This is a genomic window from Thermogemmatispora aurantia (assembly GCF_008974285.1).
Lineage (GTDB): Bacteria > Chloroflexota > Ktedonobacteria > Ktedonobacterales > Ktedonobacteraceae > Thermogemmatispora > Thermogemmatispora aurantia.
The window spans coordinates 22,787-45,851 of record NZ_BKZV01000002.1 but is presented as its reverse complement, the minus strand read 5'-3'; the positions used below and the strand labels follow the sequence as shown (position 1 = coordinate 45,851).

Below are 23,065 nucleotides of genomic sequence, written 5' to 3'. Positions count from 1 at the left end.
TGCACTGATGGCGATCAGGGTCATCATGCCCGCGTTAGGAATGGCCCAGGAGACAGGGAAGATTCTGCGCTGGCTGAAGCGCGAAGGCGAGCCAGTGAACCAGGGCGAGCCGCTGGCTGAGATTGAGACAGATAAAGCGACCGTCGAACTGGAGGCACCGGCTTCGGGTCTGCTGAGTGCGATCACGGCCAGAGAGGGGGAGGACATTCCTGTGGGGCAGCAGATTGCCCTGATTCTGGCTCCCGGCGAGCAGCCCGTGGCTGGGCCTGCCCCAGCGGCAGCGGCAGCCGCACCGCGACAGCCAGCTGAGCATGAGCAACAGCCTCGGGAGGAGAGGGGCGCCGGCGAGGCTGACAGGCCAGCAGCAGCTTCAAGCTCGACCAGTACTAGCTCGCTTACAGTGGAACCCCCTTCCCCTGCGCTCATGGACGAGCATACACGCGGCCTGGGGAGGCTGGTTTCTCCCCTGGCTGCGCGCATCGCCGCCGAGCATCAGGTTGATCTGCGTCAGCTCCAACCCCAGGGGCGGCGTATTCAAAAGGCGGACGTCCTGGCCTATCTGGCCAGCCGTCGTATGCAGGAGCCGGGCGAGAGCGAGAGGCTGGCTGTCAGCGCTGGCCAGAAGCCGATGGTACACGGGTCCGTTGCTCGCTCCTCCAGACAAAGGCGCCTGTTGGCGGCCTCGCCCAAGGCCAGGCGTCTGGCGGCTGAGCTGGGGCAGGATCTGGCGGCCCTTGCCCGCACTGGTCTCGGCAGTGGTCCCGAGGGGGCGATCCTGGCCGCTGACGTCCTGGCTGCCGCCTCCGTCCAGGCGGAGCGGAGAGCGACCAGCGCCGGCTGGGGGGCGGCGGAAGCAAGCGGAGAGAGAGCGGAGGCGCCGACGCTGAGCCAGGTCTGGCGCCTCATGGCCGAGCGCACTGCCCAGAGTTGGCAGCAGGTGCCGCATTTCTCCCTGCTGCGTGAGGTCCAGGCAGAGCGGCTGCTCGCCTGGCATCAAGCCATGCAGCGGCGCTGCTCACCCGAGATCACTTATACTGATCTGCTCGTGCGTGTAGTGGCCGCGGCTCTGCGGGTCCATCCCCAGATCAACGCCTCCTGGCAAGATGGGCGCCTGGTTCGTCATGGAGAAATCAATATCGGCCTGGCTGTCGCCACCGATGAAGGGCTGGTGGTGCCAGTCATCCACGAGGCTGATCGCTTGAGCCTGTCGGCCCTGGTCGAGGTGCGCAAGGATCTCGTCGAACGGGCGCGCAGCCGGCGCCTGCGTCCCCAGGATCTGCAGGGAGGGACCTTTACCATCAGCAACCTGGGAATGTATGGCGTCGACGCCTTCAATGCCATCATCAATGCTCCCCAGGCCGCCATTCTGGCTGTAGGGCGCATCAGCGAGCGCGTCATCGCCGTCGCCGGTCAGCCGGTGGTCGCGCCCACCATGCTGCTGAGCCTCTCCTGCGACCATCGTGTCATCGATGGTGCCCGCGGGGCTCAGTTCCTGGCTACCCTGGCCGAGCTGCTGGAGGAGCCGCTGGGGCTGCTGGCCTGAAGCTGGTACCTCGTCGGGAGACCGCTCGCTTGGGCCGGGCGATCTCGTTCACACGCGACAACTGCTAAGGGCGGAGGTCGACAGAAAGAAGAACAAACTAAATATCGAGCAGCAGCTGTTTTTGCCTTCACTGGTGCCTTACTGAAGCAGAGCATGGCAGAGCAGCGATAAGAACAGCGTTGTTCTGTGGCAGACCCTCAGTCGGGCAGAGCAGGATCGGGCGATCTATGGCGCGCAATCTATTTCGGGCCGTCCACGCGGACAGACACTATGGAGCGGAGGCGCCCACCTGCCCGGGAGGACGGTGACTTTCCGCCGGAGACAGGCGAGCCCGCCGGTTCTGTCACGAGGCGTCGCGTAAGGAGGACGACATGAAGTCTTTTCGTCTCTTCATCACGACAACCGTGCTACTGGTTCTGATATTGACCGGTTGCAGCGCCGCCCAGAACGCTGGCAGCAGCACCAGCTCATCGAATGGGCTGCCGCCAGCGGGTCAGCCGATCGTCATCGGTGGCACCCTTGGCCTGACCGGGGCCTATGCCGGCCCCTCGGCTGACTACAAGGCCACTTATGATTACTGGCTCCAGCAAGTCAACAGCCACGGCGGCCTGCTGGGCCATCCCGTCAAAATGATTATTTACGACGACGAGAGCAATCCGGCCACCGCTCAGAGCCTCTACCAGCGGCTCATTCACCAGGACAAGGTCAACCTTCTGCTCTCACCCTATACGACGGCCATTGGTGGGGCCGTGCTGCCGATTGCCGCCGCCAACCACATGATCCTCTGGAACGGCGGTTTTGTGGGTATCAAGCTCTTCAAGAGTACCCAGTGGATGATTGGCTCTTATACCTACCAGGAGCCTGACTACAGTCGCGGCGTCTTCGAGATGATCGACTCCCTGCCGGCCAGCGAGCGACCCACGCGCGTGGGTATCGTCACTGAACAGAATCCCTTTACGCTGGTCGTGCGCGATGGCTACCAGGGCCAGGGTGGGGTCATCAACTTCGCCAGGCAGCGCGGGATGCAGATCGTCCTCAATGAGGAGTATCCGCCCACGGCCACCGACGTCAGCGGCCTCATCCAGCGGGCCAAAGCGGCCAAGGTCGATCTCTTCTTCGCCCTCTCGCTGCCCAACCCGGCGGCTCTCATCGCGCGTACCGCCTACTCGCTCGGCTTCAAGCCGAAGATCTACTGCGCCTGCGGCTCGCTGGTGACCTCGCTGCCCTATTGGGCCCAGTTGGGGCCTGCAGGTGAGGGCATTTTCTCCACGGCGATGGCTGTGCCCAGCGACAACTACGACGGCATCAAGGATCTCTTCGCCATGCTGCAGCAGGTGCGGCACGAGACCGTCTTCAGCCAGTACGCCGCCGTGGCCATGACCATTCTACAGGTCATGCAGCAAGCGGTCGAGGGAGCGCGCACACTTGATCAGCAGCAGCTGCGGGCCTATGTCCTGAGCCATCGTTTCAACACCGTCAATGGTCCGCTGACCTTCGATCAGTACGGCATGCCCCACTACAATGCTGTGCTAGTACAGTATCTCAACGGCAAGAACGAGGTAGTCTGGCCGCCCAGTCGGGCTACCGCCAAGCCACAACTGCAGTAGCAACGCCTATGGCGGGAGGGCCTGTCTCCTGGTCTGGCACTAACACCAGGAGGCCGACCCTCCCTCTGGCACGTTGTCGAGTCGAAACGGGAGAGCAACAATGGAACCTGTCCTGCAGGTCGACTCCCTCTCGAAACGCTTCGGGAGCATTGTGGCGCTGGAACGCGTCTCATTTGCGCTGGAGGCTGGCACTATTCTGGGGCTGATTGGACCAAATGGCTCCGGCAAGACCACCTTGCTCAATACGCTGAATGGCCTCTATCGACCCGATAGCGGCGAGATCCGCTATCTGGGCCGTCCAACGCGCAACCTGCGTCCCCATCAACTAGCCTTATTAGGGATCAGCCGCACCTTTCAGAATGCGCGCGTCTTCCACACGCTGACCGTCTCTCAAAATATGCTGGTGCCGCTGGTGCATGCCCGCGTACACGGTGCCGAGGCCCAAGAGCGAGCGCGCCAGCTGCTAACCTTTGTCGGCCTGGAGCGCTATCAGGCTCTGCCGGCCAGCGAGCTGTCGGGCGGTCAGCAGAAGCTGTTAGAGTTCGCGCGGGCCTTGATGACAGAGCCGCGGCTCGTGCTGATGGACGAGCCGTTTGGTGGCGTCCATCCTGAGATCAAGGCTCTGCTGCTGGAGCGCATCCGCGAGGCGCAGCAAGAGCGCCAGGTCTCCTTTATTATTGTCAGCCACGAGATCCCCGACCTGCTGAGCCTGGCCCGGACCATCATCTGCATGAGCTATGGGCGAATCATCGCCCGCGGTAGCCCGCAGGAGGTCAGCGAGCACCCCGATGTGATCGCGGCCTATCTAGGCCATGCCGGGGGACAGGCCCAGACCTCGCCCTCATCGTCAGTTTCGTCTTCTTCCTATTTTGAACAGGCAGGAGGGCATCCGTCATGATGAGGCACGCCGCCGACGTGCCGGCAGGGTCAGGCTCACCGTCGCCCAATGGCTTAACGTCGAGCGCCAACGCTGGCTTGAGCATGCGCGGAGTCACTGCCGGCTACTATAGCCACGACCTGGTCTTAAACAACGTCAGCCTTATTGCGCGTCCAGGGAAAGTGACCGTGCTCCTGGGGCCAAATGGCTCAGGCAAGTCGACGGCTTTGCGCGTTCTCTATGGCCTGCTCAGGCCGCGCAGCGGGCAAATCCTGCTCGACGGACGTGAAATCACTACAGTGCCGCCTCAGCGACGCCTGGCTCTGGGCATGGCCCTGCTGCCGCAGGGGCGCTCGGTCTTTCCTGAGCTGACGGTGCAGGAGAACCTGGAGATCGGCGGCTGGCTCCTGGGGCGCGATCGCCGCCGCCTGGCCGCTGCGCTGGAGGCGGTCTACGCGCGCTATCCTTTGCTCAAGGAGTGGCGCCAGAAGCAGGCTGGCGGCCTGAGTGGTGGCCAGCAACGCCTGGTTGAGATTGGGCGCATGATGGTAGCCGATCCGCGTGTCATCCTGATCGATGAGCCTTCGGTGGGCCTCGCTCCTGTCATCGTCGATCAGGTCTATGAGGAGATTGCCCGCCTCAAGGAAGAGCAGCGCACCATTCTCCTGGTCGATCAGAATGTGCGCGCCGCTGTGGCTCTGGCCGATTATGTCTACACGCTGGAGTATGGTCGCAACAATCTGGAGGGCGAGCGCGGTGCCTTTGAGGACCGACTGGAGGCCCTGATCAAGAGCTGGCTGCGCTTTTAGTGCGGGAAGAGCAGAAGAGAAGGAGAAGCGCTATGCTGACAACGATCAGCCTGTCGCTGCTGGTGCAGGCGCTGGTCAATGGCCTGCTGCTCGGTCTGGTCTATACTCTGATTTCGCTCGGCCTGAGTCTGACGCTGGGCATTATGGGCGTGGTCAATGTCGCTCACAGCACCCTCATCATGCTCGGCTCCTATCTGGCCTTAGAGCTGCTGCAGCGCCTGGGCCTCGACCCCATCATCAGCGCCGTCATTGCTGTGCCAGTCTTTTTCCTGATCGGGGTTCTCTTAGAGCGGCTGCTAATCAGCCATGTGGCGCGCGCCTCGCAGACGACGGGCTTGCTGGTGCTCTTTGGGGTTCTGGTGGTTATCGAGGGGGCGGCGATCCTGCGTTGGACGACCGATACACAGGTGCTCTCGGTGAGCTATATCAATGCCTCCCTGACCCTCGCTGGCATTGCCATCGCCGTGCCACGACTGATTGCCGCCGCCATTGCTCTGGTCCTCGTCTTGCTCCTCGATACCTTTCTGCGCTCAACGCTCTACGGCAAGGCCATCCGCGCCATGGCCCAGAATCGCGATGCGGCTCGCATCTCGGGTATTGATACCGATCGCCTCTCCTTGCTGGTCTTTGGTCTGGCTACGGCGACCGCCGGCGTTGGAGGCGTGGTACTGGCCATGATCTTCCCTTTTGATCCGCAGGATCACTATCGCTGGCTGGCCTGGGCCTTTCTGGTGGTGGTCATCGGCGGGCTGGGTAGCATCCGCAATACGCTGCTGGCTGGCCTGCTGATCGGTCTGATCGAGACGGTGAGCAGTGTCCTCTTCCCTTTCCAGTATGTCTACTTCATTGTCTACCTGCTGCTGGTGGTTACGCTGCTAGTGCGTGGCCAGGGCCTGGCTGGGAGCCAGAGCCGCGCGCTGTGAGGCGGACAGACAGGCAGAGGTGAGGCGTCAGAAAGCGCCCTCTCAGGAGAGAGGATAAAACGAGAGCGAGCGGGAGGATGATTACTATGAGTAGTGTGCTGCTTGAACGGGGGAGAGCGAGGACACGCTGGCGGCGCTGGCTCTATGGCGGGCTGGGTGCCGCGGCGGCAGTGGGTCTGCTGGCGGTGCTGGGCGTCTTGATCCCTTTGGACTGGGTGACGACCCTCTCTGCGGTCTTTATGTATATCTTGCTGGCGGAGGGCTGGAATATTCTGGGAGGCTACGCTGGCTATCTCAATTTCGGGATGGTGACCTTCTTTGGCGTTGGAGCCTATACCGCCGGGGTTCTCTGCACGCAGTACAATGTCCATCCTTTGCTGACCATTCCTTTGGCAGGAATAATGGCGACGGTGGTGGCGCTGCTGGTGGGTGTGCCGGCGCTGCGCTTGCGTGGGGTCTACTTTGCGATCCTGACCCTCATTATCAGCTTCCTGACCCAGGTGCTGGTCACGAACCTGGATATTACGGGCGGCGCCAGCGGGATCTATATGCCATCTTTGCCTTTCGACCCCTTTACCAACGAACAGATTTTCTACTACGCCTTTCTGGGCCTGATGCTGCTGGCGGTGCTGCTGGCCTTCATCATCGAACATTCGCGCTTTGGCTACGCCCTGGTGGCCATCCGTGAAGATGAGGACCCGGCGGAGATCCTGGGAGTGCGTACGACCTGGCTGAAGACGCAGGCCCTGCTGCTGGGGGCCTTTCTGGCCGGCGTGGCCGGGGCAATCTATGCCTTCCATACGAGCTACATTGAGCCGCAAGGGACCTTTAGTCTGGACATTTCCATCGATGTGGTGCTGATGAGTCTGGTCGGAGGTCTGGGCACCTGGCAGGGGCCGGTGATTGGGGTGCCGCTGATGCTGGTGACGGCTCAGGTACTGCGCATTCTGGCCGGGGAACTGCCATTTTTCGGGTCCACCATCCCACCGGAGTTTGACCGTGTGGTCTTTGGAATCATCCTGATTCTGGTGGCCCTCCTGGCCCCCTATGGCGTCATGGGCCTGGTGCGTCGCGTGCGGGGACGCCGCTTGACAGTCTAGGCCTCTCTGCGGGGTTGGTGCTATGAGGTGATAAAAGCAGGAATAAGGATAGGAATAGATAAAGAGCGGGAGAGGAGGTCGGCAGCCATGAAGGCAGCACGCTATTATGGTCGTGGTGATGTGCGCATTGAAGAGGTCCCCGAACCGGGAGCGCCGGGCGAGGGCGAGGTCTTATTGCAGGTGCTGCGTGCAGGAATCTGTGGCACCGATGTGGCAGAGTTCTTACATGGACCACATTTTGCCCCTCTGCAGGAGCGCCATCCCTTCAGCGGCCATCAGGGGCCGCTGATTCTGGGCCATGAGTTCATGGGGCGCGTTGTGGCCCTCGGTCCTGGGGTGGTAGAGCTGGCTGTTGGTCAGCGGGTAGCGGTCGGCGCGGGAATGTGGTGCGGCGTCTGTCGCTGGTGCCAGGCGGGGCGCACCAACCTGTGTGCGCGCTACTATACACTGGGACTGCAGGCCGATGGTGGGCTGGCGGAGCTGGCGCGCGTGCCGGCGCGTATGTGCTATCCGGTGCCGGAGGGCTGTAGCGATGAGGCGGCGGCTCTGGCCCAGCCCCTGGCTATTGCCTTGCATGCCCTGCGGCGCAGCCGCGCTCAGCGTGGTCAGACGATTGCCCTGATCGGCGTGGGAGGCATCGGGGCCTTTCTCCTGGCGGCGGCTCGCGCCCTGGAACCAGCCCTGCTGATCGCTGTCGATGTTGATGCCCGACGACTGGAGCGGGCGGCTGTACTTGGGGCCAGCCATCTGGTCCAGGCCAGTTCTGAGGATGTGCTGCAGGCGCTGAGACAGTTGACCGACGGCGAAGGCCCGGAGCTGGTGATCGAAGCCTCGGGAGCTGCCTCGGCCCCAGCGCTGGCCCTGGCTGCAGCCCAGCGCGGTGGGCGCGTCTTGCTCGTGGGCCTTCAGGCCGAGCCACGGGCCCTGGATCTGCATGCAGCGGTCGTGCGCGAGATAGAGCTGCTCACGACCAACGCCCATGTCTGCCCCGTCGATCTGCCCGAAGCCCTGGTCCTTCTAAGTCGGGGGGAGCTGGCAAAGCAGGTCATCGATCGTGTGATTCCGCTGGAGCGCCTTGTTCCTGATGGCTTGTTGGCTCTGGCGGAAGGGCAGGCCCACGGCAAGATTTTGCTCGATCCCCAGAGCTGAGTGGCAGGCCCGCCGCTTCTGCTTCCCAGCATAAGATCCAGGCCCAGGCCAGACGGGGCTGAGACTTGCCAGACGCGACCTTGCTCTGCTATCCTCAAACAAAGAGGCAAAACAGGCGGGACCGCCCAGCAGGCAGGCTCTGAAGAGATCTTGTGCAGCATAGCACGAAATTGGTGGCGCTGCTACCTCTGCAGAGGGCGGTCTCATCATCTGAGCGAAATGCTGTCATTGCAGCGAAGAGGAGAGCAAAGTCATGGCTTCCCCTGATGAGCATGACGTGGCCGGACAAGAGGCCGGCGCAGGCTCAACCTATCATATTGATACCGAGCAGGCCGCCGAGCTGGCGCGCCTCATGCAGCAGAATCGTCTGGCGATCGAGGCAATGGGGGGCATCTTCCCCGAGGAGCTGGCTCTCCCGCAGGGGGGGCGTGTCCTTGACCTGGCCTGTGGACCTGGGGGCTGGGTCCTGGAGGGGGCCTTTCTCTATCCCCAGGCTGATTTCATCGGCGTCGATATCAGCGCGAGCATGATCGAATACGCGCGCGCCCAGGCTCAATCGCGGCGTCTGGAGAACGCCAGCTTCCTGGTTATGGATGTCATGAAGCCGATGTCTTTCCCCGACGCCTCCTTTGATGTCATCAACGGTCGCCTGCTAAGCAGCTTCATGCTGCCAGCTGCCTGGCCTGAGCTGCTCAAAGAGTGCTGGCGCCTGCTCAAGCCTGGCGGCGTTCTCTGTCTCACAGACACTGAGGGGCCGCTGACCAACAGCGAGGCGACCGAGCGCTTTTTCGCGCTAGGCTTTCAGGCCCTCAAACGTGCCGGCCAGAGCTTTTCCCCGGACGGGCGCCATATTGGCATCACCCCACAACTGGCGCCTTTCCTGCGCCAGGCTGGCTTCGAGCAGGTGCGTCTGCGGGCCAGTGCCCTGGACTGGTCCAGCGAATCGCCGGCTCACTACAGCTTCTTCAAGGACGTCATGATTTTGCTCGAGGTCTCGCGCCCCTTCCTGGTTCAGATGGGCCTGGCTACCGCAGAAGAGCTAGAGCGTCTGGCCCAGCAGGCCCTGGCCGAGATGCAGGCCGACGATTTCCGCGGCCTGGTGGTGGCCGTGGTGGCCTGGGGGCGCAAGCCGGCCTGACCAGACCGGGCCAGTCACGGCCCCACGGGTGTACCCGTCTCACGCCCGCGCGCCAGCAGCTCCAGATAGCGTGCATAGAGCGCAGCACAGCGGGCCTGTTGCTCGCCTGGTGTCGTGACCACACTGCGGGCCGGCGCCAGCCGGGCCAGTTCCTGGCCCTCGCTCCAGACGCCGGCGGCCAGGCCACCCAGGAGAGCCGCCCCCCGAGCGGTAGTCTCTGCCGCCTCTAGCGAGAGCAGAGGGCGACCCAGAAGATCGGCGAGCAGCTGGCGCCAGGCTGGGTGCAGGCTGCCGCCACCAGCAACCAGGAGGCTGCCGACCTCGCCGGCTCCGGGGAGACGCTCCAGGGCCAGACGGATACCGCAGGCTACGCCCTCCAGAGCGGCGCGCAGCAGGTGAGCCCGACTGTGCTCCAGGCGTAGCCCCACAAAGGCCCCTGTCTGCGGCCCGTTGTAGTGGGGGCGCTCGGGGGTCAGCGTGGGCAGAAAGGTCAGGCCCTCGGCCCCTGGTGGAACCTGCTCCAGGCTGGCATAGACCTCCGACCACTCGGCGTGCAGTTGACGCCGTAGCCAGTCGAGGACCAGCCCGGCATTCTGGACTGCCGCCATCCGGTACCAGTGACGTCCGTCGGCAGCGCGATAGAGGTGGGTACGCAGGGTAGGATCGGGCTGCGGCTCCTCGCAGAGCAGCACTAGCTGCGCTCCCGTTCCCAGGCTGAGCAAGAGCGTGCCCGGCGCCAGGACTCCCGCACCCAGCAGCGCGGCGGCCACATCGGCGGCTCCGGTGGCGACCGGGAGGCCGCTGGGCAGCTCCAAAGCCGCTGCCGCCTCTGAAGAGAGGGTACCGGCCTGGGCCGCCGAAGAAAGCAGCGGGGGCAACAGGTCGAAGCGCAAGCCCAGAGCGGCAATGACCTCCTCGGCCCAGCGATCAGCTGGCAGGTCGTAGAGCAGCGTCGCTGAGGCATCGCTGGCCTCCGTTACTAGGCTGCTTGTCACCTCTGTCGTCGAGCGGCGCGCCGTCAGACGCAGGCGCAGCCAGTCTTTAGGTAAGAGCGCCCGCGCAGAACGGGCGTAGCAGGCTGGCTCATGCTCAGCAAGCCAGCAGAGTAGAGGGCCGGCCATGCCCGGCACGAGCGGGTTGGCCAGGCGCTGCCGCAGGGCGCCGGGCAGGGCGCGAAACCGGGCGAGGACCTTCTCGGCGCGACGGTCGGGCCAGAGCATGGCGGCACGCGTTGGCTGCCCATCGGCTGCTACCATGACAACGCCGTGCATCTGGCCGGCCAGGCCCACACCTGCGATCTGGCACTGCGGCGCTCGCTCGCGCGCCTCGCGCACGGCCAGCCGGGTCGCGCGCCACCAGTCGGCGGGGATGCTCTCGGCCCAGCCTGGCCGCCGCGTCAACAGGGCGTACTCAGCCCGACCCTCGCCCAGCAGGCGCCCCTCCAGGTCGAGAATGACCGCTTTGACGGCACTCGTGCCCAGGTCGATCCCAAGTAATGCGGTCGTTGCTCCCATCGTGGCATCCTTTCCTGTCGCTTACTCTTCCGTTCCTACTTTCCAAGCTGGCCCCAGCCTGGCACCTGGTCGCCAGACCCTCTGGACCGACCTCAGCTCAGCTGCTTCGAAGCGAAGCCCCCGAACCCGGGCGCAGCACGGTGCCCATAATCGAGCCAGAGGGAGGCAGCAGACGCCGAAAAGCCTCATCGACCTGGTACTGCCAGGCGCGACGCGGCCCGGCCATGACGTTGAGATAGTACAGGTCACAGCCCGGCACCGCTGCCACTGTATGGTAGCCGCGCGGCACCAGCACCAGCTCGCCATCGTGTACCGTCATGGTCTCGTCCAGCCCGTCGTAGGTGTAGACACGCTGAATGGCGAAGCCGTCCGCCGGCTGGATATGGTGATAGTAGGTCTCCTCAAGATAGGACTCGTGCGGCGGATTCTCGCTATCGTGCTTGTGGGGTGGAAACGATGACCAGTTGCCGCCCGGGGTAATCACCTCGACGGCGATCAGCCGCTCAGCCTCCTGGTCGGTGTCCAGGATATGACGAATGCGGCGCTCGGTCTGACCGGAGCCGCGAATCTCCAGGCTGATATCGGCAGGCCCGATCAGCCGTGCCGGCAGATGCTGCTCGGTTGCAGGCGCCGCGGCAACGGCGATCTCCATCTCCTCGGAGCGACAGATGATCTCGTAATGCCCATCGACAGAGAGATACAGGGCGTAAGGAGAGCGGTCGTCAAAGACGCTCAGGCGCTCGCCTACTTCCCCCAGCGCCTGGCCGTTCAGCCAGGCTTCGCCTACGCCCGTCAGAATCATCACCAGGGTCTCCTGACCCTCTGCTGTCCCACTGAGGCGCTGGCCCGCACGCAGGTGGTAAACCGTAAACGATACATACTGCCAGCCAGCCGAGGCAGGGGTAACGGCTAACCGGGCCTGCGGCTCCTCTGCCTGGGCCAGCCTTGATGTTGGACGAATAAGCAAACCCATACCAGACTCCCTCGTAACTGTTGCCCTGACAGACCTGCAATGCTGCAATGCTGAGAGCGCTTCCCGATCGGCCAGTCTGCCTTTACCGGCCTGCCGGTCGCCGCTCTCTACTGCCCATCCTCCTAACATGATAATCGAGGGCCGTGGCTCTTGAGTAGGGGCAAGATGAGTAGGCAGGAAGCGCTCTCGCCCCGGCTTGGGCTGGAGCTGATACTGCCGACGTGCAAGCAGAGGGGGAGTCAGACGACAACTCCTTGCGCTTGCGCTTCTCTGTACGGCAGCTGTCTGTGCTGCGCCGCAAGCGCTGCAGTTGGTTGGTACACTTGACTATCTTAAAGGGGCGGTGTATCATTACTCCTGTGGGAGTAAGATAGTCAAATGTACCAATTAACTTGGGAAGCGCTAGCCGGGGAAAAAGCGGCCTCAGCGACAAACCTGGCTGGCGGGGTGCCCTTCCCGCAGACAACCGCTGCCATGTCGTCAGGGCCAGCTGGGGGAGCGTGGCCCGGAGACAGCCTTTCACCACCGTTGACCAGGTTCGAAGCATTGCCTGAGCAATTGCTGCTCCGTTGTTGTAGCAGCGTGCGGCTCACGATGCCCGCTCTGTGCTGTTGGGTCATAGCGCTGTAAGCCTGCTTGCTCACAAGGGCAGCGCAGCGCAGCCAGTCAGCCGAAGCCTTGTCTTCTGGTCGGCGGTCTGTCGCAGAATGACATGGCTGCCGCTCGATGAAAGAGATGAGGAGAACGCCACGATGAGGTACGTCACGAGCGAGAGATTCTGGCTCTTTCCTATCGTCATCTTGACCATACTACTCATCGTCCCGTTGACCGGTTTAGCGAGGCCAGCGCTGGCAGCGCAGCGGCTGGCGGCCCCAACGCAGGCGACAGACCTGGCAAGCCTGGTTGATCCCTTCACGGGGACCGGTATCCAGCAAGGGGCGCCTTTCGGCGGCGGTGACACCTTTCCCGGGGCTGATCTCCCCTTCGGCATGGTGCAGTGGAGTCCCGACACCGTCAGCTACGTCCCGGGCGGCTATTGGTACAACGACAACCGCTTGCGCGGCTTCAGCCTGACTCATCTCAGCGGGGCTGGCTGTAGCGCCTATGGCGATATTCCGTTCATGCCCTACCTTGGCACGGTCAGCGACTCGCCAGCGGCTGACCCCATGCGTTACATCGCTACCTTCTCCCACAGCAACGAGCAAGCCAGCGCTGGCTACTATGTCGTCACCCTCGACAGCGGCGTCAATGTAGAGCTGAGCGTTACCCAACGCAGCGGCATTGGCCGCTTCACCTATCCGCGCGGGCAGACAGCGACCATGCTGGTCAACGTCTCCGGCTCGGCCAACGGGGCCTTGGATGCCGAGGCTACCATCGATCCAGTGAGCCGCACCATCTCAGGCTGGGTCAGCAGCGGTCACTTCTGTGGCGCCAGCGACGTCTACCGCCTCTACTTCTGGGCCAACTTCAGCCAGCCCTTCGCCAGCATTGGAACCTGGCATAACAATGCCGTCAGCACAGGTAGCCGCAGCGTGCGCGGTGGCAGTCAGGTGTCTTCCCAGGTTAGCAAGGTTCAAGCAGCTCAAGCCCAGCTGGCGCGTGGGGCCCGACCCACACCCGCCCTTGTCCAGGCGGCTCATCAACACCCGGACGTCACCGTCTCCGGCCCCGGCTCCGGCGCCTTTGTCACCTTTGACACGGCACGCGACAACGTGGTCACTGTGCGTGTCGGCCTCTCCTTCGTCAGCAGTGACAATGCTCGCCTCAATGTCGACAGCGAGGACCCCGATGGCAACTTCGACCAGGTGCGCCAGCAGGCTCAGGCAACCTGGAATCGCTGGCTAGGCGAGGTTCAGGTCAGCGGCGGTACCTCTACCCAGCTCACCACCTTCTACACTGCTCTCTACCATGTCCTGCTGCAGCCCAACGTCTTTTCGGATATCAACGGGCAGTACATCGGCTTCGACGGCCAGGTTCACACGCTGCCGCGCGGTCATGCTTTCTATGCGAACTACTCAGGCTGGGACATCTACCGTTCGGAGATCCAGCTGCTGGCCTTGCTGGCCCCCCAGGAGACCAGCGACATCATTCAGTCGATGGTGCTGGCTTATCAGCAAAGCGGCCAGTTGCCCAAGTGGAGCCTGGCCAATGGCGAGACCTATGTGATGGTTGGTGATCCCGCCGATCCGATCATCGCAGGCGCCTACGCCTTCGGGGCTCACGACTTCGACACGCAGGCCGCCCTGGAGGCCATGATGCAGGAGGCGACGCAGCCGAACGATATTCGGCCTGGCCTGCGCTACCTGGAGGAGCTGGGCTACTTGCCCGAGGACGGCGGCTACGGTTGCTGCAACTTCTACGGGCCGGCGGCCACGCAGCTCGAATATGACAGTGCCGATTTCGCCATTGGGGCTTTTGCCCAGGCCCTGGGCGATCAGACTGATGGGCAGAAGTTCATAGCCCGTGCCCAGGACTGGGAGAACCTGCTCAATCCTGCCGATGGCTACCTGGAGCCGCGCAACGCCGATGGCTCCTTCCCCACAGCCTACAATCCGGCCAGCCAGACGGGCTGGGTCGAAGGCAACGGGGCGCAGTATAACTGGATGGTACCTTTCAACCTGCGTGGTCTCTTCGACGCCCTTGGCGGCAACGCCAAAGTGCTGCCACGGCTAGACACCTTTTTCACCCAGCTCAACGCTGGACCGGACCAGCCCTACGCCTTCCTGGGCAATGAGCCGACGCTTGAAACGCCTTGGGAGTATGACTACGCCGGCGCGCCCTACAAGACGCAGCAGGTGGTGCGCCAGGTGGTCAACACGCTCTACGCGCCCGGACCGGGCGGCCTGGCCGGCAATGACGATCTTGGAGAAATGTCCTCCTGGTACGTCTTTGCGGCTCTGGGTTTCTTCCCCATCGTCCCCGGGACCGCTGATCTGGTGCTGGCCAGCCCCCTCTTCCCCGGCATCAAAGTGACGCGCCCCAGTGGCCAGGTGATTCAGATCAATGCCCCGCAAGCTGCTGCGGACGCCCCCTACGTCCAGAGTTTGCGTGTCAACGGTCAGACCACGACACGGCCCTGGCTGCCGCCCTCCTTCATAGCCCAGGGGGGCACCCTCGACTTTGTGCTGGATACAGCGCCCAATGCCGCCTGGGGCAGCGATCCTGCCGATGCCCCGCCTTCCTATGCCGCCGGTCAGATGGAGGCCCGCATCAGCCTCTCGCCTGCACGGGCCAGCCTCGCTCCCGGGGCCAGCACGCAAGTCAGCCTGGTCGCTCGTGACCTGCTCGGGAAAACGCAGAGCGTCAGCTGGAGCGCCCACCCCTCAGCCGGTCTGAGCGTCTCGCCAACCACAGGCAGTTTCAACGTACCGACCTATGGCTCTGCCAGCCAGACGCTCACCATCAGTGCGGCCTCCGGGCAGCCGGAGGGCTATGCCACCATCACGTTCAGCGTGCAGACCGCCGGCGGCTCGACGCTCCCCACCGTCACCTTGCCGGTGCTGGTCGCTCCTGCGGGCAGCCTGTTGCCACTTGTCAATAACATTGGCATCTCGAACGATAATACGCCAACTATTGCCGACTTCGATGGCTCGCACTTCAGCTACTCGGCTCAGCTCCTGGCCAGTCTGGGCTACAAGCCCGGCGCCACGGTCACCATCGACGGCGTCAGTTACACCTGGCCCAACGTCCCGGTTGAAACGCAGGATAATGTCCAGTGCTCCGGCCAGACTATCCAGGTCGCGCCCAAACCCGGTGCAACCCAGCTGACCTTCCTGGGCAGCGCTACCAATGGTCCATCGGTCGGCACGGTGACCATCACCTATACCGATGGGAGCACACAGACAGCCCAGCTTGGCTTCAGCGATTGGACACTCAATGCCGGCGTCAGCTCGCCCGCCTATGGCAATGTGGTGGCCGCCCAGATGCCCTATCGCAATAGCGGCTCGGGAACGCCGCAAGAAGTCGAGACCTACCTCTTCGCCAGCGCTCCGATTGCTCTGGAGGCTGGTAAGACCGTGGCCAGCATTACTCTGCCTGCGACGGTCAGCCAGGGCCACTTGCATCTCTTTGCCTATGCGCTGAGCTAAGGCGCCCTCTCTGTCGGCTCAGCTTGTGGGGAGACCCTGGCCCACAGGTGCCAGGATCTCCCTGCCTCTCCTGTGCTCCGGTCTGGCTTAGTTGCGACGCTTGACAAACTAAGATGGTGGGTGCTACAATCCTCACCATCATAGCATGGAAGATTCCCTGCTTGCCTGTGGCTGCCACTAGTGGCAGTGGGCGAGTGGGGGAGGGGAGCAAGGGCCAGGAAGGCGCCGACAAGAAGGACGTATCTGTGGAGCGAGCTATTCATTCACTGTTGGCAGACATGCGCGCCCGCGAGGGTCGCCTGGAAGAGGGAGCTGGTACGCCGGCGCTGCGCGGAGCTGATCTGCATCGCATTCGTCAATTCAATCGCCTGCTGGTGCTCAACTATATTCGTGAGCATGGGCCGCTGGCGCGCGTCATGTTGGCGCAGCGTCTTGGGCTGTCGCGCACGACCGTGAGCAGCATTGTCGATGCTCTGCTGCGGGAGGGACTGGTGCGCGAGGGGCATCTGCTCGACGCTACGCCGCGCGGAGGCCGGCGTGCCATTCTGGTGCATTTTAATACGGACGCGGGCCGCATTCTTGGTCTTGACGTGGGCCGTACTCATGTGAAGATGATCCTGACCAACCTGGCCCCCGAGGTGCTGGCCCAGCGCTCGCTGCCTTTCGATACCGAGCGTGGGCCAGAGGAGTGCCTGGCGCTTCTGGTGGCCGAGGTGCGGCGTTTTCTCGAAGAGCAGGGGGTTGGCTGGCAGTCGCTGCTTGGCATTGGACTGGGCATTCCGGGGCCGCTCTCGCCGGACCTGCGTCGCCTCAGCTCGCCGCCCCATATGCCTGGCTGGGATAATCTCGATCTCTGGCAGCGGCTGCAGGCTGAGTTTCCCTGTCCCCTGTATATCGATAATGATGCGAACATGGGGGCGCTCGGCGAGAGCCGCTGCGGGGCCGGGCGCAGCGTTGGCCAGATGGCCTACATCAAGGTTGGCACAGGCATTGGCGGTGGTCTGATCATCGATGGGCGCATCTATCGCGGTCATACGGGTAGTGCTGGAGAGCTAGGCCATCTGAGTATTGATGAGAACGGCCCGCCCTGCGTGTGCGGCAATCGCGGCTGCCTGGAGACATTGGCGGGGGCGCGCGCCATCGTCGCTGATGCCTGTCGTGGGGAGTCGCTGCGGCGCAAGCTGGCGATGGAAGGTCAGGAGATGGCTCTGCCCGAGCCAGCGCTGGCGGCCCGCGCGGCAACTGGGGCCGTCGATATTGCCGATGTGATCGAGGCGGCCCGCCAGGGGGACGCCGCCAGCATCGCCGCCATTGAGCGGGCGGGCGAGCGTCTCGGTTTGGCCCTGGCCGGCCTCGTGAACCTGCTCAATCCCGCAGTCATTGTGCTGGATGGTGGAGTGGCGCGTGCCGGTGAGCTGTTGCTGACGCCGCTGCGTCGGGTGGCCGCGACGGTCAGTCTGCCTGCCGCCTGGAAAGGCACGCAGATTCTGCCGAGCGCGCTCGAGGGCAATGCCATTGCTCTCGGCGCCGTTCTTACTGTGCTGGATGCCGCTTTCTCTCTGCCTGCCTCGGCCTTCTTTGCCTCGCCTGCTGTCGCGCTGCCGGGGCCAGGAGGAAGGGCTGGGGGAGAGGAGGCGCTTCCGTCCTATCCGGCCCAGCCGTCAGACGCAAGCCGGGGATAAGATCTTGCGGTGCCCTCCGCTGAGGGAGCGGGGCGGGCCGGGCTGGGAACTCTGCAAATCGGGCTCGTTCGTTGGACTGTCATCTCCCCTCGCAGTCTTTGAGGGGATAAGGCAACGGAAGCATGCTGACAGTCAGGCCAGCAAAGGAGCGAAACGCTATGCGTATGCGCGACTTCACGGCAGAGCAGTATCGTCTGAGCCGGCGAGCATTCTTGAGCGCTAGCCTGGCCGCGGCTGGCGGGCTGATGCTGGCGGCCTGTGGCGGTAGCGCTGCGACCAGCGGAGGTGCTGGGGGCAGCAGTTATACGCTGGCCCTCATTGTGGGCGTCAAAGGTGACCCCTTCTACATCACCATGCAGAAAGGGGCCGAGGCCAAAGCCAGGGAGCTAGGTGTGACCCTGCTCGTTGATGGCCCTTCGCAATGGAGCGCTACCCTCCAGACTCCTATCGTCAACGCCTACGTGGCGCGCAAAGTTGATGCCATCATTATTGCCCCTTGTGATAAGCAGGCCATGATTGCCCCGCTGCAGCAGGCCAGCAATGCAGGCATCAAGGTCATCACCGTCGACACCTATATCGGTGATGGCGATTATGTGCATGGGCCGGTGACCTTCCCGCTCTCGTACATTGGCTCCGATAACGTCCAGGGTGGCAAGATCGCCGGCGAAGCGCTCATCAAAGCCATCGGCGGCCACGGCAAAGTCTACATCCAGAATACGGTTCCCGGGACAAGCACCACCGACCAGCGTGAGCAGGGCTGCAAGGAGGCCATTGATGCCACCCACGGCGCCGTCACCCTGGTCGGCGTCGATTTCAACGGCGACAGCGCGGCCAAGGCCGCCGAGCAGACAACGGCTATACTGCAGCGCGTGCCCGATCTGGCTGGCATCTTCGGTACCAATATTTATGGCTCGGAGGGCGCAGCCCAGGCGGTCAAAAATGCCCATAAGCAGGGCCAGGTCAAAATCGCCAATTTCGATGCGCCCGAGCAGGCCATCGTCGATCTGAAAAACAACGTTGTCGACATCGTCATTGCCCAAAAGCCTGCCGACATGGGCAGCATCGGCGTCCAGTACGCCGTTGATGCCCTCAAAGGGAACATGGGTGCCATTCAGAAACGTGTCCCCACCGGCTATGTGATCATTACCCGCGATAACGTCGATACGCCCGAGGCCCAGGCAGCTATCTATAAGAGTAGCTAGGCAGCTGAGGGAAAGGCGCGAGGTAGGCGCCGGCCAGGCCTGCAGGTCGACCTGCCAGACCGACCTGCAGGCCCGGGCCAAGCCCTCTCTCGGCGGGCCGGACCTGTCTGGCTTGTGGAGGGAGGCTGAGGCTGAGGCTGAGACCCCTCTGCCCGCTTGCTCAGCCGCACAGTACCGAAAGGAGGGGAACCCTCATGGCGAAGATGGTCCAGCAGCTGGCTCTGCCTGCCGCCAGGGTCAAGAGCCGTCCGTTGGAGATTATCAGCCGCTTCTGGTCCTGGCTGTTTCTGCTGCTGCTCCTCCTCTTTTTCTCGCTGACCGGTCCTGGCTTCTTTAGCTTTCTCAATCTGCAGTCCATTGTCAACGATATGGCGCTGGCGCTGCTGATGTCGCTGGGGCAGACCTTTGTCATCATTGCGGCGGGGATCGATCTCTCGACCGGCTTTACGATGGGCTTTGCGGCAGTCATTGAGGCGGTAGTGCTCAACGCGCTTGTAGGCCGGTTGCCACTGGGTCTGGCGCTGGCGCTGCCACTGAGCATCCTGATCGCTCTCGGCGTTGGGACCCTGCCCGGGCTGGTCAATGGCATTCTGATCGGGCGCCTGCGCGTGCCGCCTTTTATCGCCACCCTGGGCATGTATGGCATCGCGCGTGGCCTGGGCTTCATCTTCTCAGGCGGCGGGCAGCCAGTGAGCGTGCAGATCCCCGGCGTGGGCGATATTGGCAATGGCTACCTGCTCTACTATCATCCGGCGGTGGGCTTCTCCTGGCTCCATACGCCGGTGCTGCCGCCGGGAGCCAGGCCGCGTGATCTCGTCTCTATCCTGCCTTTTCCCTTGATCGTGGCCATTGTGGCCTTTCTTCTCTGCCACTGGCTGCTGAGCCGCACGCGCTTTGGTCGCCATACCTATGCTCTGGGAGGCGCACCGGAGGCCGCGCGCCGCGCTGGTATCCCAGTGGCCCGGCAGACGCTCAAGCTCTATATGCTCTCGGCTTTCCTGGCCTCGGTGGCTGGGGTGCTCTACGTGCTGCGCTTCACCAACGGTGATGCCAACGCCGGCGATCCTCTCCTGCTCGATTCGATCGCGGCGGTCGTTATCGGCGGCGCCTCGCTCTTTGGGGGCGAGGGCACAATGGTAGGGACGCTGATCGGCACGCTGATCATCTATGTGATTCAGAACGGGCTGGTGATCATTGGCATCGATCCCTACTGGCAATTCGTGGCCATTGGCGCCGTCATCATCCTGGCGGTCCTCATGGATCAGGCCAAGGCGCGCGTTCTCAGTCGCTAGGCTGGCCCGGGGCGTCTCGTTTCTGTCTACCCAGGCGATGCTGTTCCGCCTGGCTCTCCCTGTGTTGGTTGCTTCAGAGCGTGAGGAGTGAGTGCCATGCTTGAAGAGAAAGCGCAGCGTCCCAAGGCTGAAAGCGGGCAAGCTGGACTGGGGAGTGCTGCCGACGCGCGGCCCGTGCTGGAGGTACGCGATCTGGTCAAGCGCTTTGGGGGCCTGGTGGCTGTCGATCATGTCAGCCTGGCAGTCTGGCCCGGCGAGGTCGTGGGCCTGCTCGGCGACAATGGCGCGGGAAAGTCAACGCTGATCAAGGTCATTTCCGGCGTCTATCGTCCAGATGGCGGCCAGTTGCTCTTTGAGGGGCAAGAGGTCAGCTTTGCCTCGCCAATGGAGGCGCGTCGACGTGGGATTGAGACCATCTATCAGGATCTGGCTCTCTGTGAGAATCTCGATGCGCCAGCCAATATCTTCCTGGGGCGCGAGCCAGCGCGGCGCCGCTGGGGTTTGCTGAAGGAGCTAGATGAGCGCTATATGCTACAGGAAACGCAGCACGTGCTGGAACAGCTCGACATTCATATTCCCGATCTGCGTCAGCCCATTCGCCAGCTCTCGGGTGGCCAGCGGCAGTCGGTGGCCATTGCGCGGGCCATCTATTGGAATGCGCGCCTGATGATCATGGACGAGCCGACTGCGGCCCTGGGGGTAGCGGAGCAGCAGAAGGTACTGGAGCTGGTGCGCACGCTGCGAGCCCGCGGGGTACCGGTCATCTTGATTAGTCACAACCTGCAGGATGTCTTTGCCGTGGCCGATCGGGTGGTGGTCATGCGCCGCGGCCAGAAGGTGGGTGAGCGCCGTGTGGCCGAGACCACGACCAACGAGCTGGTTGGTCTGATGGTGGGGGCCGAGCGTGTCTGAAATCGGGCGCCAGGGGCTGGCTGATCTTGCGGCTGATCTGGACGGCAAGCAGATAGAGAACGATCGACAGATACGCTGATCTCTCGAAGAAGATGCATCGTCTTAAAAAAGTATAAGTTGTCTGAGACTGGCTCAGTAGATGTGACGGGCAAATCCTCTGGACAACTGGAGCCGGGTATGGTATCCTCATTCTCGTGAAGAGAGGAAAACAAGGGGAGAAGCAGGGCATATCCTGGTTTTAAAGCTATCAGTGGGAGGGGAAGACAGGGCCACGCTCCTGTTTCACGAGATGTGGCCAAGGAGAAGTAAGCGCCCTTCGCAGCTGGTCATCAGTGTCTTGTCTGTCTGACTGTCAGGAAAGACAGCGCCCTGAAACGGAACCCTATCTGCAGGCTGTACCTCCCCTGCTGTTCCTTCACCTCCGGCCAGTTGCTGCACGAGAACTGATCTTTGCACGGCTGTAGGACGGCGAGGGGGGAGCTTTGCGGCTATGGTTCGGGGTGGTCGAGTCAGTTGATCTCTTCTTGCCCGCCATTCGTTGGAGAGTGTACCCTTTGTGGACAGACTGGCGAGCGAGGAGAAACGGCGGGGTCGATGGAAGACCAGCTAGCGGGTGGGTGCAGGGACCTGTCAGACAGCCGACGCCGACAGAGTAGCGGCGGAGCTTCTCTGTGGTTGCGCTATACTCCTGCAGCACGAGGAGGTCGGTGAGTGATGAACATCTATGATCGGCGTGCACGAAAGGAGTTAGACCAGCTCGTCGAGGAGTACCTGACCACCAGCAACATCAATCGGCGCCAGTTTCTGCAGCGGGCGACAGCAGCGGGGCTGAGCCTGAGCGCGGCGACGGCGCTTCTGGCGGCCTGTGGCGGCACGAACACGGGCACTTTGAACACGAGCAGTGGCAGTGTGCCCAAGGTCAGCTCGATCGATGTGCTCACCCAGCTCAGTGGCGCAGAGCTGGCGGCCTTCAATGCCATCAACACGGCCTTCACCCAAAAGACGGGCATCAAGGTCAATGTGGAGCCGACCAGCGATCTGCGGGCCGTGCTCAGCACGCGCGTGCGTGGCAACAATCCCCCCGATGTAGCTGGTATGTCGAGCGTGCCCGAGTTCCAGCAGTACGCCGCTCAGGGCAAGCTGCTCCAGCTTGACAGATTTTTCAACATGAGCCAGATAGAGCAGCAATACGCGCGCATCTGGATCGATACGGCCTCGTACAATGGGCACCTCTACGCAGTCATTCCACGTGTCAACACCAAGAGCACGGTCTGGTACAGTCCCAAGCAATTCAAGGCCAATGGCTACACGCCGCCTAAGACCTGGGATGAAATGATCGCCCTCTCGAACAAGATCGCCAGCAGCGGCAAGTATCCCTGGTCGTTAGGGGTTGAAGGTGGCTCCTCCACTGGCTGGCCGGCGGCGGACTGGGTAGACCAGATCTATCTGAGCCTCAACGGTCCCGAGCTATCGCAGCAGTGGGTCAATCATAAGATCCCCTGGACTCATCCGAGTGTCAAGCAAGCGTTCCAGCTCTTTGGCGAGATCGTCAATGGCAAGCACTATATCAGTGGGGCGCCGCAATCAGTGCTGGCTACCAATTTCCAGGATGCCGCCTATCTGCCCTTTGAAAATCCGCCGAAGGCCTATATGTACTTTCTTGGCGACTTCACGGCGAGCTTCCTCAAGACGCAGTTCCCCGGCATCCAGCCGGGCGTTGACTTCGACTTTTTCCCGTTCCCGACAATTACTCCGCAGTATGCGAACGCAGTGACCGGAATTGTCAATATCTTGTCTGCTTTCCGCGACAACGACGGGACGCGCCAGTATATGGAGTTTCTGGCCTCGCCCGAGGGCCAGAGCATCTGGCCGAAGCAGGGTGGTGCTGTCTCTGTGAACAATCAGGTGCCACTCAGTGTCTACCCTGATCCGGTCTCGCGTCGCACCGCTGAGCTGCTGCTCAACGCGAAGTACTTCAGCGTGGGCCAGGATGACCTGCTGCCCTCGTCGATGGAACAGGAGTATTGGAAGGGGCTGCTAGCCTATATTCAGAATCCCTCGCAGCTCGATAGCATCCTTCGCTCGCTAGAGGATGCTGCAACGCGCCTCTATCCCTCCTGATCGAGTAAGGGGAGGAGGGTGGGGTGTGGTGTGGGGGGCCAGGTGAAGAATGCCGGACGTGGCTGGTTGACTGGCCCTCGTCTTCAGGTAGGGCAGGCAGAGGCCGCTGGAAGGAAAGCGTGCGGCGCTGAAGTC

The 23,065-nt window shown here is 62.8% G+C and carries 16 protein-coding genes; 14 read left to right on the top strand and 2 right to left on the bottom strand.

Annotated features, from left to right (window positions below; all coding sequences use genetic code 11):
- The first annotated feature begins 7 nt into the window (after nt 1–7).
- The 8 genes from KTAU_RS07045 to KTAU_RS07010 all read left to right on the top strand — a co-directional run bounded on the left by KTAU_RS07045 (nt 8) and on the right by KTAU_RS07010 (nt 9,146).
- Nucleotides 8–1,543, top strand: coding sequence for a dihydrolipoamide acetyltransferase family protein (locus KTAU_RS07045; protein WP_151727719.1), 1,536 nt, complete (start codon nt 8–10; stop codon nt 1,541–1,543).
- A gap of 371 nt (nt 1,544–1,914) precedes the next feature.
- Nucleotides 1,915–3,150 (top strand): amino acid ABC transporter substrate-binding protein, encoded by a 1,236-nt coding sequence (locus KTAU_RS07040; protein ID WP_151727718.1) that lies wholly within the window; start codon nt 1,915–1,917, stop codon nt 3,148–3,150.
- Nucleotides 3,151–3,250: 100 nt separating this feature from the next.
- A complete protein-coding gene (locus KTAU_RS07035; protein WP_151727717.1) occupies nt 3,251–4,048 on the top strand; it encodes an ABC transporter ATP-binding protein in 798 nt (265 codons plus the stop codon).
- A complete protein-coding gene (locus KTAU_RS07030; RefSeq protein WP_151727716.1) occupies nt 4,045–4,836 on the top strand; it encodes an ABC transporter ATP-binding protein in 792 nt (263 codons plus the stop codon). Before KTAU_RS07035 ends, KTAU_RS07030 begins: the two co-directional genes overlap by 4 nt.
- A gap of 32 nt (nt 4,837–4,868) precedes the next feature.
- Complete coding sequence (locus KTAU_RS07025; RefSeq protein WP_151727715.1) at nt 4,869–5,759, top strand: branched-chain amino acid ABC transporter permease; 891 nt, start codon at nt 4,869–4,871, stop codon at nt 5,757–5,759.
- Nucleotides 5,760–5,845: 86 nt separating this feature from the next.
- Nucleotides 5,846–6,859 (top strand): branched-chain amino acid ABC transporter permease, encoded by a 1,014-nt coding sequence (locus tag KTAU_RS07020; protein WP_170293130.1) that lies wholly within the window; start codon nt 5,846–5,848, stop codon nt 6,857–6,859.
- Between the two features lie 87 nt (nt 6,860–6,946).
- Entirely contained in the window at nt 6,947–8,008 is a 1,062-nt protein-coding gene (locus KTAU_RS07015) for an alcohol dehydrogenase catalytic domain-containing protein (RefSeq protein ID WP_151727713.1), read from the top strand.
- A gap of 253 nt (nt 8,009–8,261) precedes the next feature.
- The gene (locus KTAU_RS07010; protein WP_151727712.1) at nt 8,262–9,146 is read left to right on the top strand and encodes a class I SAM-dependent methyltransferase; all 885 of its coding nucleotides are present in this window, start codon (nt 8,262–8,264) and stop codon (nt 9,144–9,146) included.
- A gap of 14 nt (nt 9,147–9,160) precedes the next feature.
- On the opposite strand, the gene KTAU_RS07005 is transcribed toward KTAU_RS07010, so the two are convergent.
- Together KTAU_RS07005 and iolB are read right to left on the bottom strand one after the other, a co-directional pair.
- Nucleotides 9,161–10,660: a xylulokinase gene (locus KTAU_RS07005; RefSeq protein ID WP_151727711.1), complete on the bottom strand. Its 1,500-nt coding sequence runs from the start codon at nt 10,658–10,660 to the stop codon at nt 9,161–9,163.
- A gap of 97 nt (nt 10,661–10,757) precedes the next feature.
- Nucleotides 10,758–11,633 (bottom strand): 5-deoxy-glucuronate isomerase, encoded by an 876-nt coding sequence (iolB, locus tag KTAU_RS07000; RefSeq protein WP_151727710.1) that lies wholly within the window; start codon nt 11,631–11,633, stop codon nt 10,758–10,760.
- A gap of 752 nt (nt 11,634–12,385) precedes the next feature.
- Here iolB and KTAU_RS06995 point away from each other — a divergent pair.
- From KTAU_RS06995 to KTAU_RS06970, 6 genes are all read left to right on the top strand, one after another.
- A complete protein-coding gene (locus KTAU_RS06995; RefSeq protein WP_151727709.1) occupies nt 12,386–15,721 on the top strand; it encodes a GH92 family glycosyl hydrolase in 3,336 nt (1,111 codons plus the stop codon).
- A gap of 245 nt (nt 15,722–15,966) precedes the next feature.
- The gene (locus tag KTAU_RS06990; protein ID WP_170293129.1) at nt 15,967–17,403 is read left to right on the top strand and encodes an ROK family transcriptional regulator; all 1,437 of its coding nucleotides are present in this window, start codon (nt 15,967–15,969) and stop codon (nt 17,401–17,403) included.
- Between the two features lie 158 nt (nt 17,404–17,561).
- Nucleotides 17,562–18,605 (top strand): ABC transporter substrate-binding protein, encoded by a 1,044-nt coding sequence (locus KTAU_RS06985; protein WP_170293128.1) that lies wholly within the window; start codon nt 17,562–17,564, stop codon nt 18,603–18,605.
- A gap of 194 nt (nt 18,606–18,799) precedes the next feature.
- Nucleotides 18,800–19,897, top strand: coding sequence for an ABC transporter permease (locus KTAU_RS06980; protein ID WP_228026350.1), 1,098 nt, complete (start codon nt 18,800–18,802; stop codon nt 19,895–19,897).
- Nucleotides 19,898–19,993: 96 nt separating this feature from the next.
- Nucleotides 19,994–20,809: an ATP-binding cassette domain-containing protein gene (locus KTAU_RS06975; protein ID WP_151727706.1), complete on the top strand. Its 816-nt coding sequence runs from the start codon at nt 19,994–19,996 to the stop codon at nt 20,807–20,809.
- A gap of 714 nt (nt 20,810–21,523) precedes the next feature.
- Nucleotides 21,524–22,930: an ABC transporter substrate-binding protein gene (locus tag KTAU_RS06970; RefSeq protein ID WP_151727705.1), complete on the top strand. Its 1,407-nt coding sequence runs from the start codon at nt 21,524–21,526 to the stop codon at nt 22,928–22,930.
- Nucleotides 22,931–23,065: the final 135 nt, after the last annotated feature.

What these genes read in the sequence shown, in the direction of transcription:
- KTAU_RS07045 (WP_151727719.1), top strand. Translation starts at nt 8, where the DNA reads ATGGCGATCAGGGTCATCATGCCCGCGTTAGGAATGGCCCAGGAGACA.
- KTAU_RS07040 (WP_151727718.1), top strand. Translation starts at nt 1,915, where the DNA reads ATGAAGTCTTTTCGTCTCTTCATCACGACAACCGTGCTACTGGTTCTG.
- KTAU_RS07035 (WP_151727717.1), top strand. Translation starts at nt 3,251, where the DNA reads ATGGAACCTGTCCTGCAGGTCGACTCCCTCTCGAAACGCTTCGGGAGC.
- KTAU_RS07030 (WP_151727716.1), top strand. Translation starts at nt 4,045, where the DNA reads ATGATGAGGCACGCCGCCGACGTGCCGGCAGGGTCAGGCTCACCGTCG.
- KTAU_RS07025 (WP_151727715.1), top strand. Translation starts at nt 4,869, where the DNA reads ATGCTGACAACGATCAGCCTGTCGCTGCTGGTGCAGGCGCTGGTCAAT.
- KTAU_RS07020 (WP_170293130.1), top strand. Translation starts at nt 5,846, where the DNA reads ATGAGTAGTGTGCTGCTTGAACGGGGGAGAGCGAGGACACGCTGGCGG.
- KTAU_RS07015 (WP_151727713.1), top strand. Translation starts at nt 6,947, where the DNA reads ATGAAGGCAGCACGCTATTATGGTCGTGGTGATGTGCGCATTGAAGAG.
- KTAU_RS07010 (WP_151727712.1), top strand. Translation starts at nt 8,262, where the DNA reads ATGGCTTCCCCTGATGAGCATGACGTGGCCGGACAAGAGGCCGGCGCA.
- KTAU_RS07005 (WP_151727711.1), bottom strand. Translation starts at nt 10,660, where the DNA reads ATGGGAGCAACGACCGCATTACTTGGGATCGACCTGGGCACGAGTGCC.
- iolB (WP_151727710.1), bottom strand. Translation starts at nt 11,633, where the DNA reads ATGGGTTTGCTTATTCGTCCAACATCAAGGCTGGCCCAGGCAGAGGAG.
- KTAU_RS06995 (WP_151727709.1), top strand. Translation starts at nt 12,386, where the DNA reads ATGAGGTACGTCACGAGCGAGAGATTCTGGCTCTTTCCTATCGTCATC.
- KTAU_RS06985 (WP_170293128.1), top strand. Translation starts at nt 17,562, where the DNA reads ATGCGTATGCGCGACTTCACGGCAGAGCAGTATCGTCTGAGCCGGCGA.
- KTAU_RS06980 (WP_228026350.1), top strand. Translation starts at nt 18,800, where the DNA reads ATGGCGAAGATGGTCCAGCAGCTGGCTCTGCCTGCCGCCAGGGTCAAG.
- KTAU_RS06975 (WP_151727706.1), top strand. Translation starts at nt 19,994, where the DNA reads ATGCTTGAAGAGAAAGCGCAGCGTCCCAAGGCTGAAAGCGGGCAAGCT.
- KTAU_RS06970 (WP_151727705.1), top strand. Translation starts at nt 21,524, where the DNA reads ATGAACATCTATGATCGGCGTGCACGAAAGGAGTTAGACCAGCTCGTC.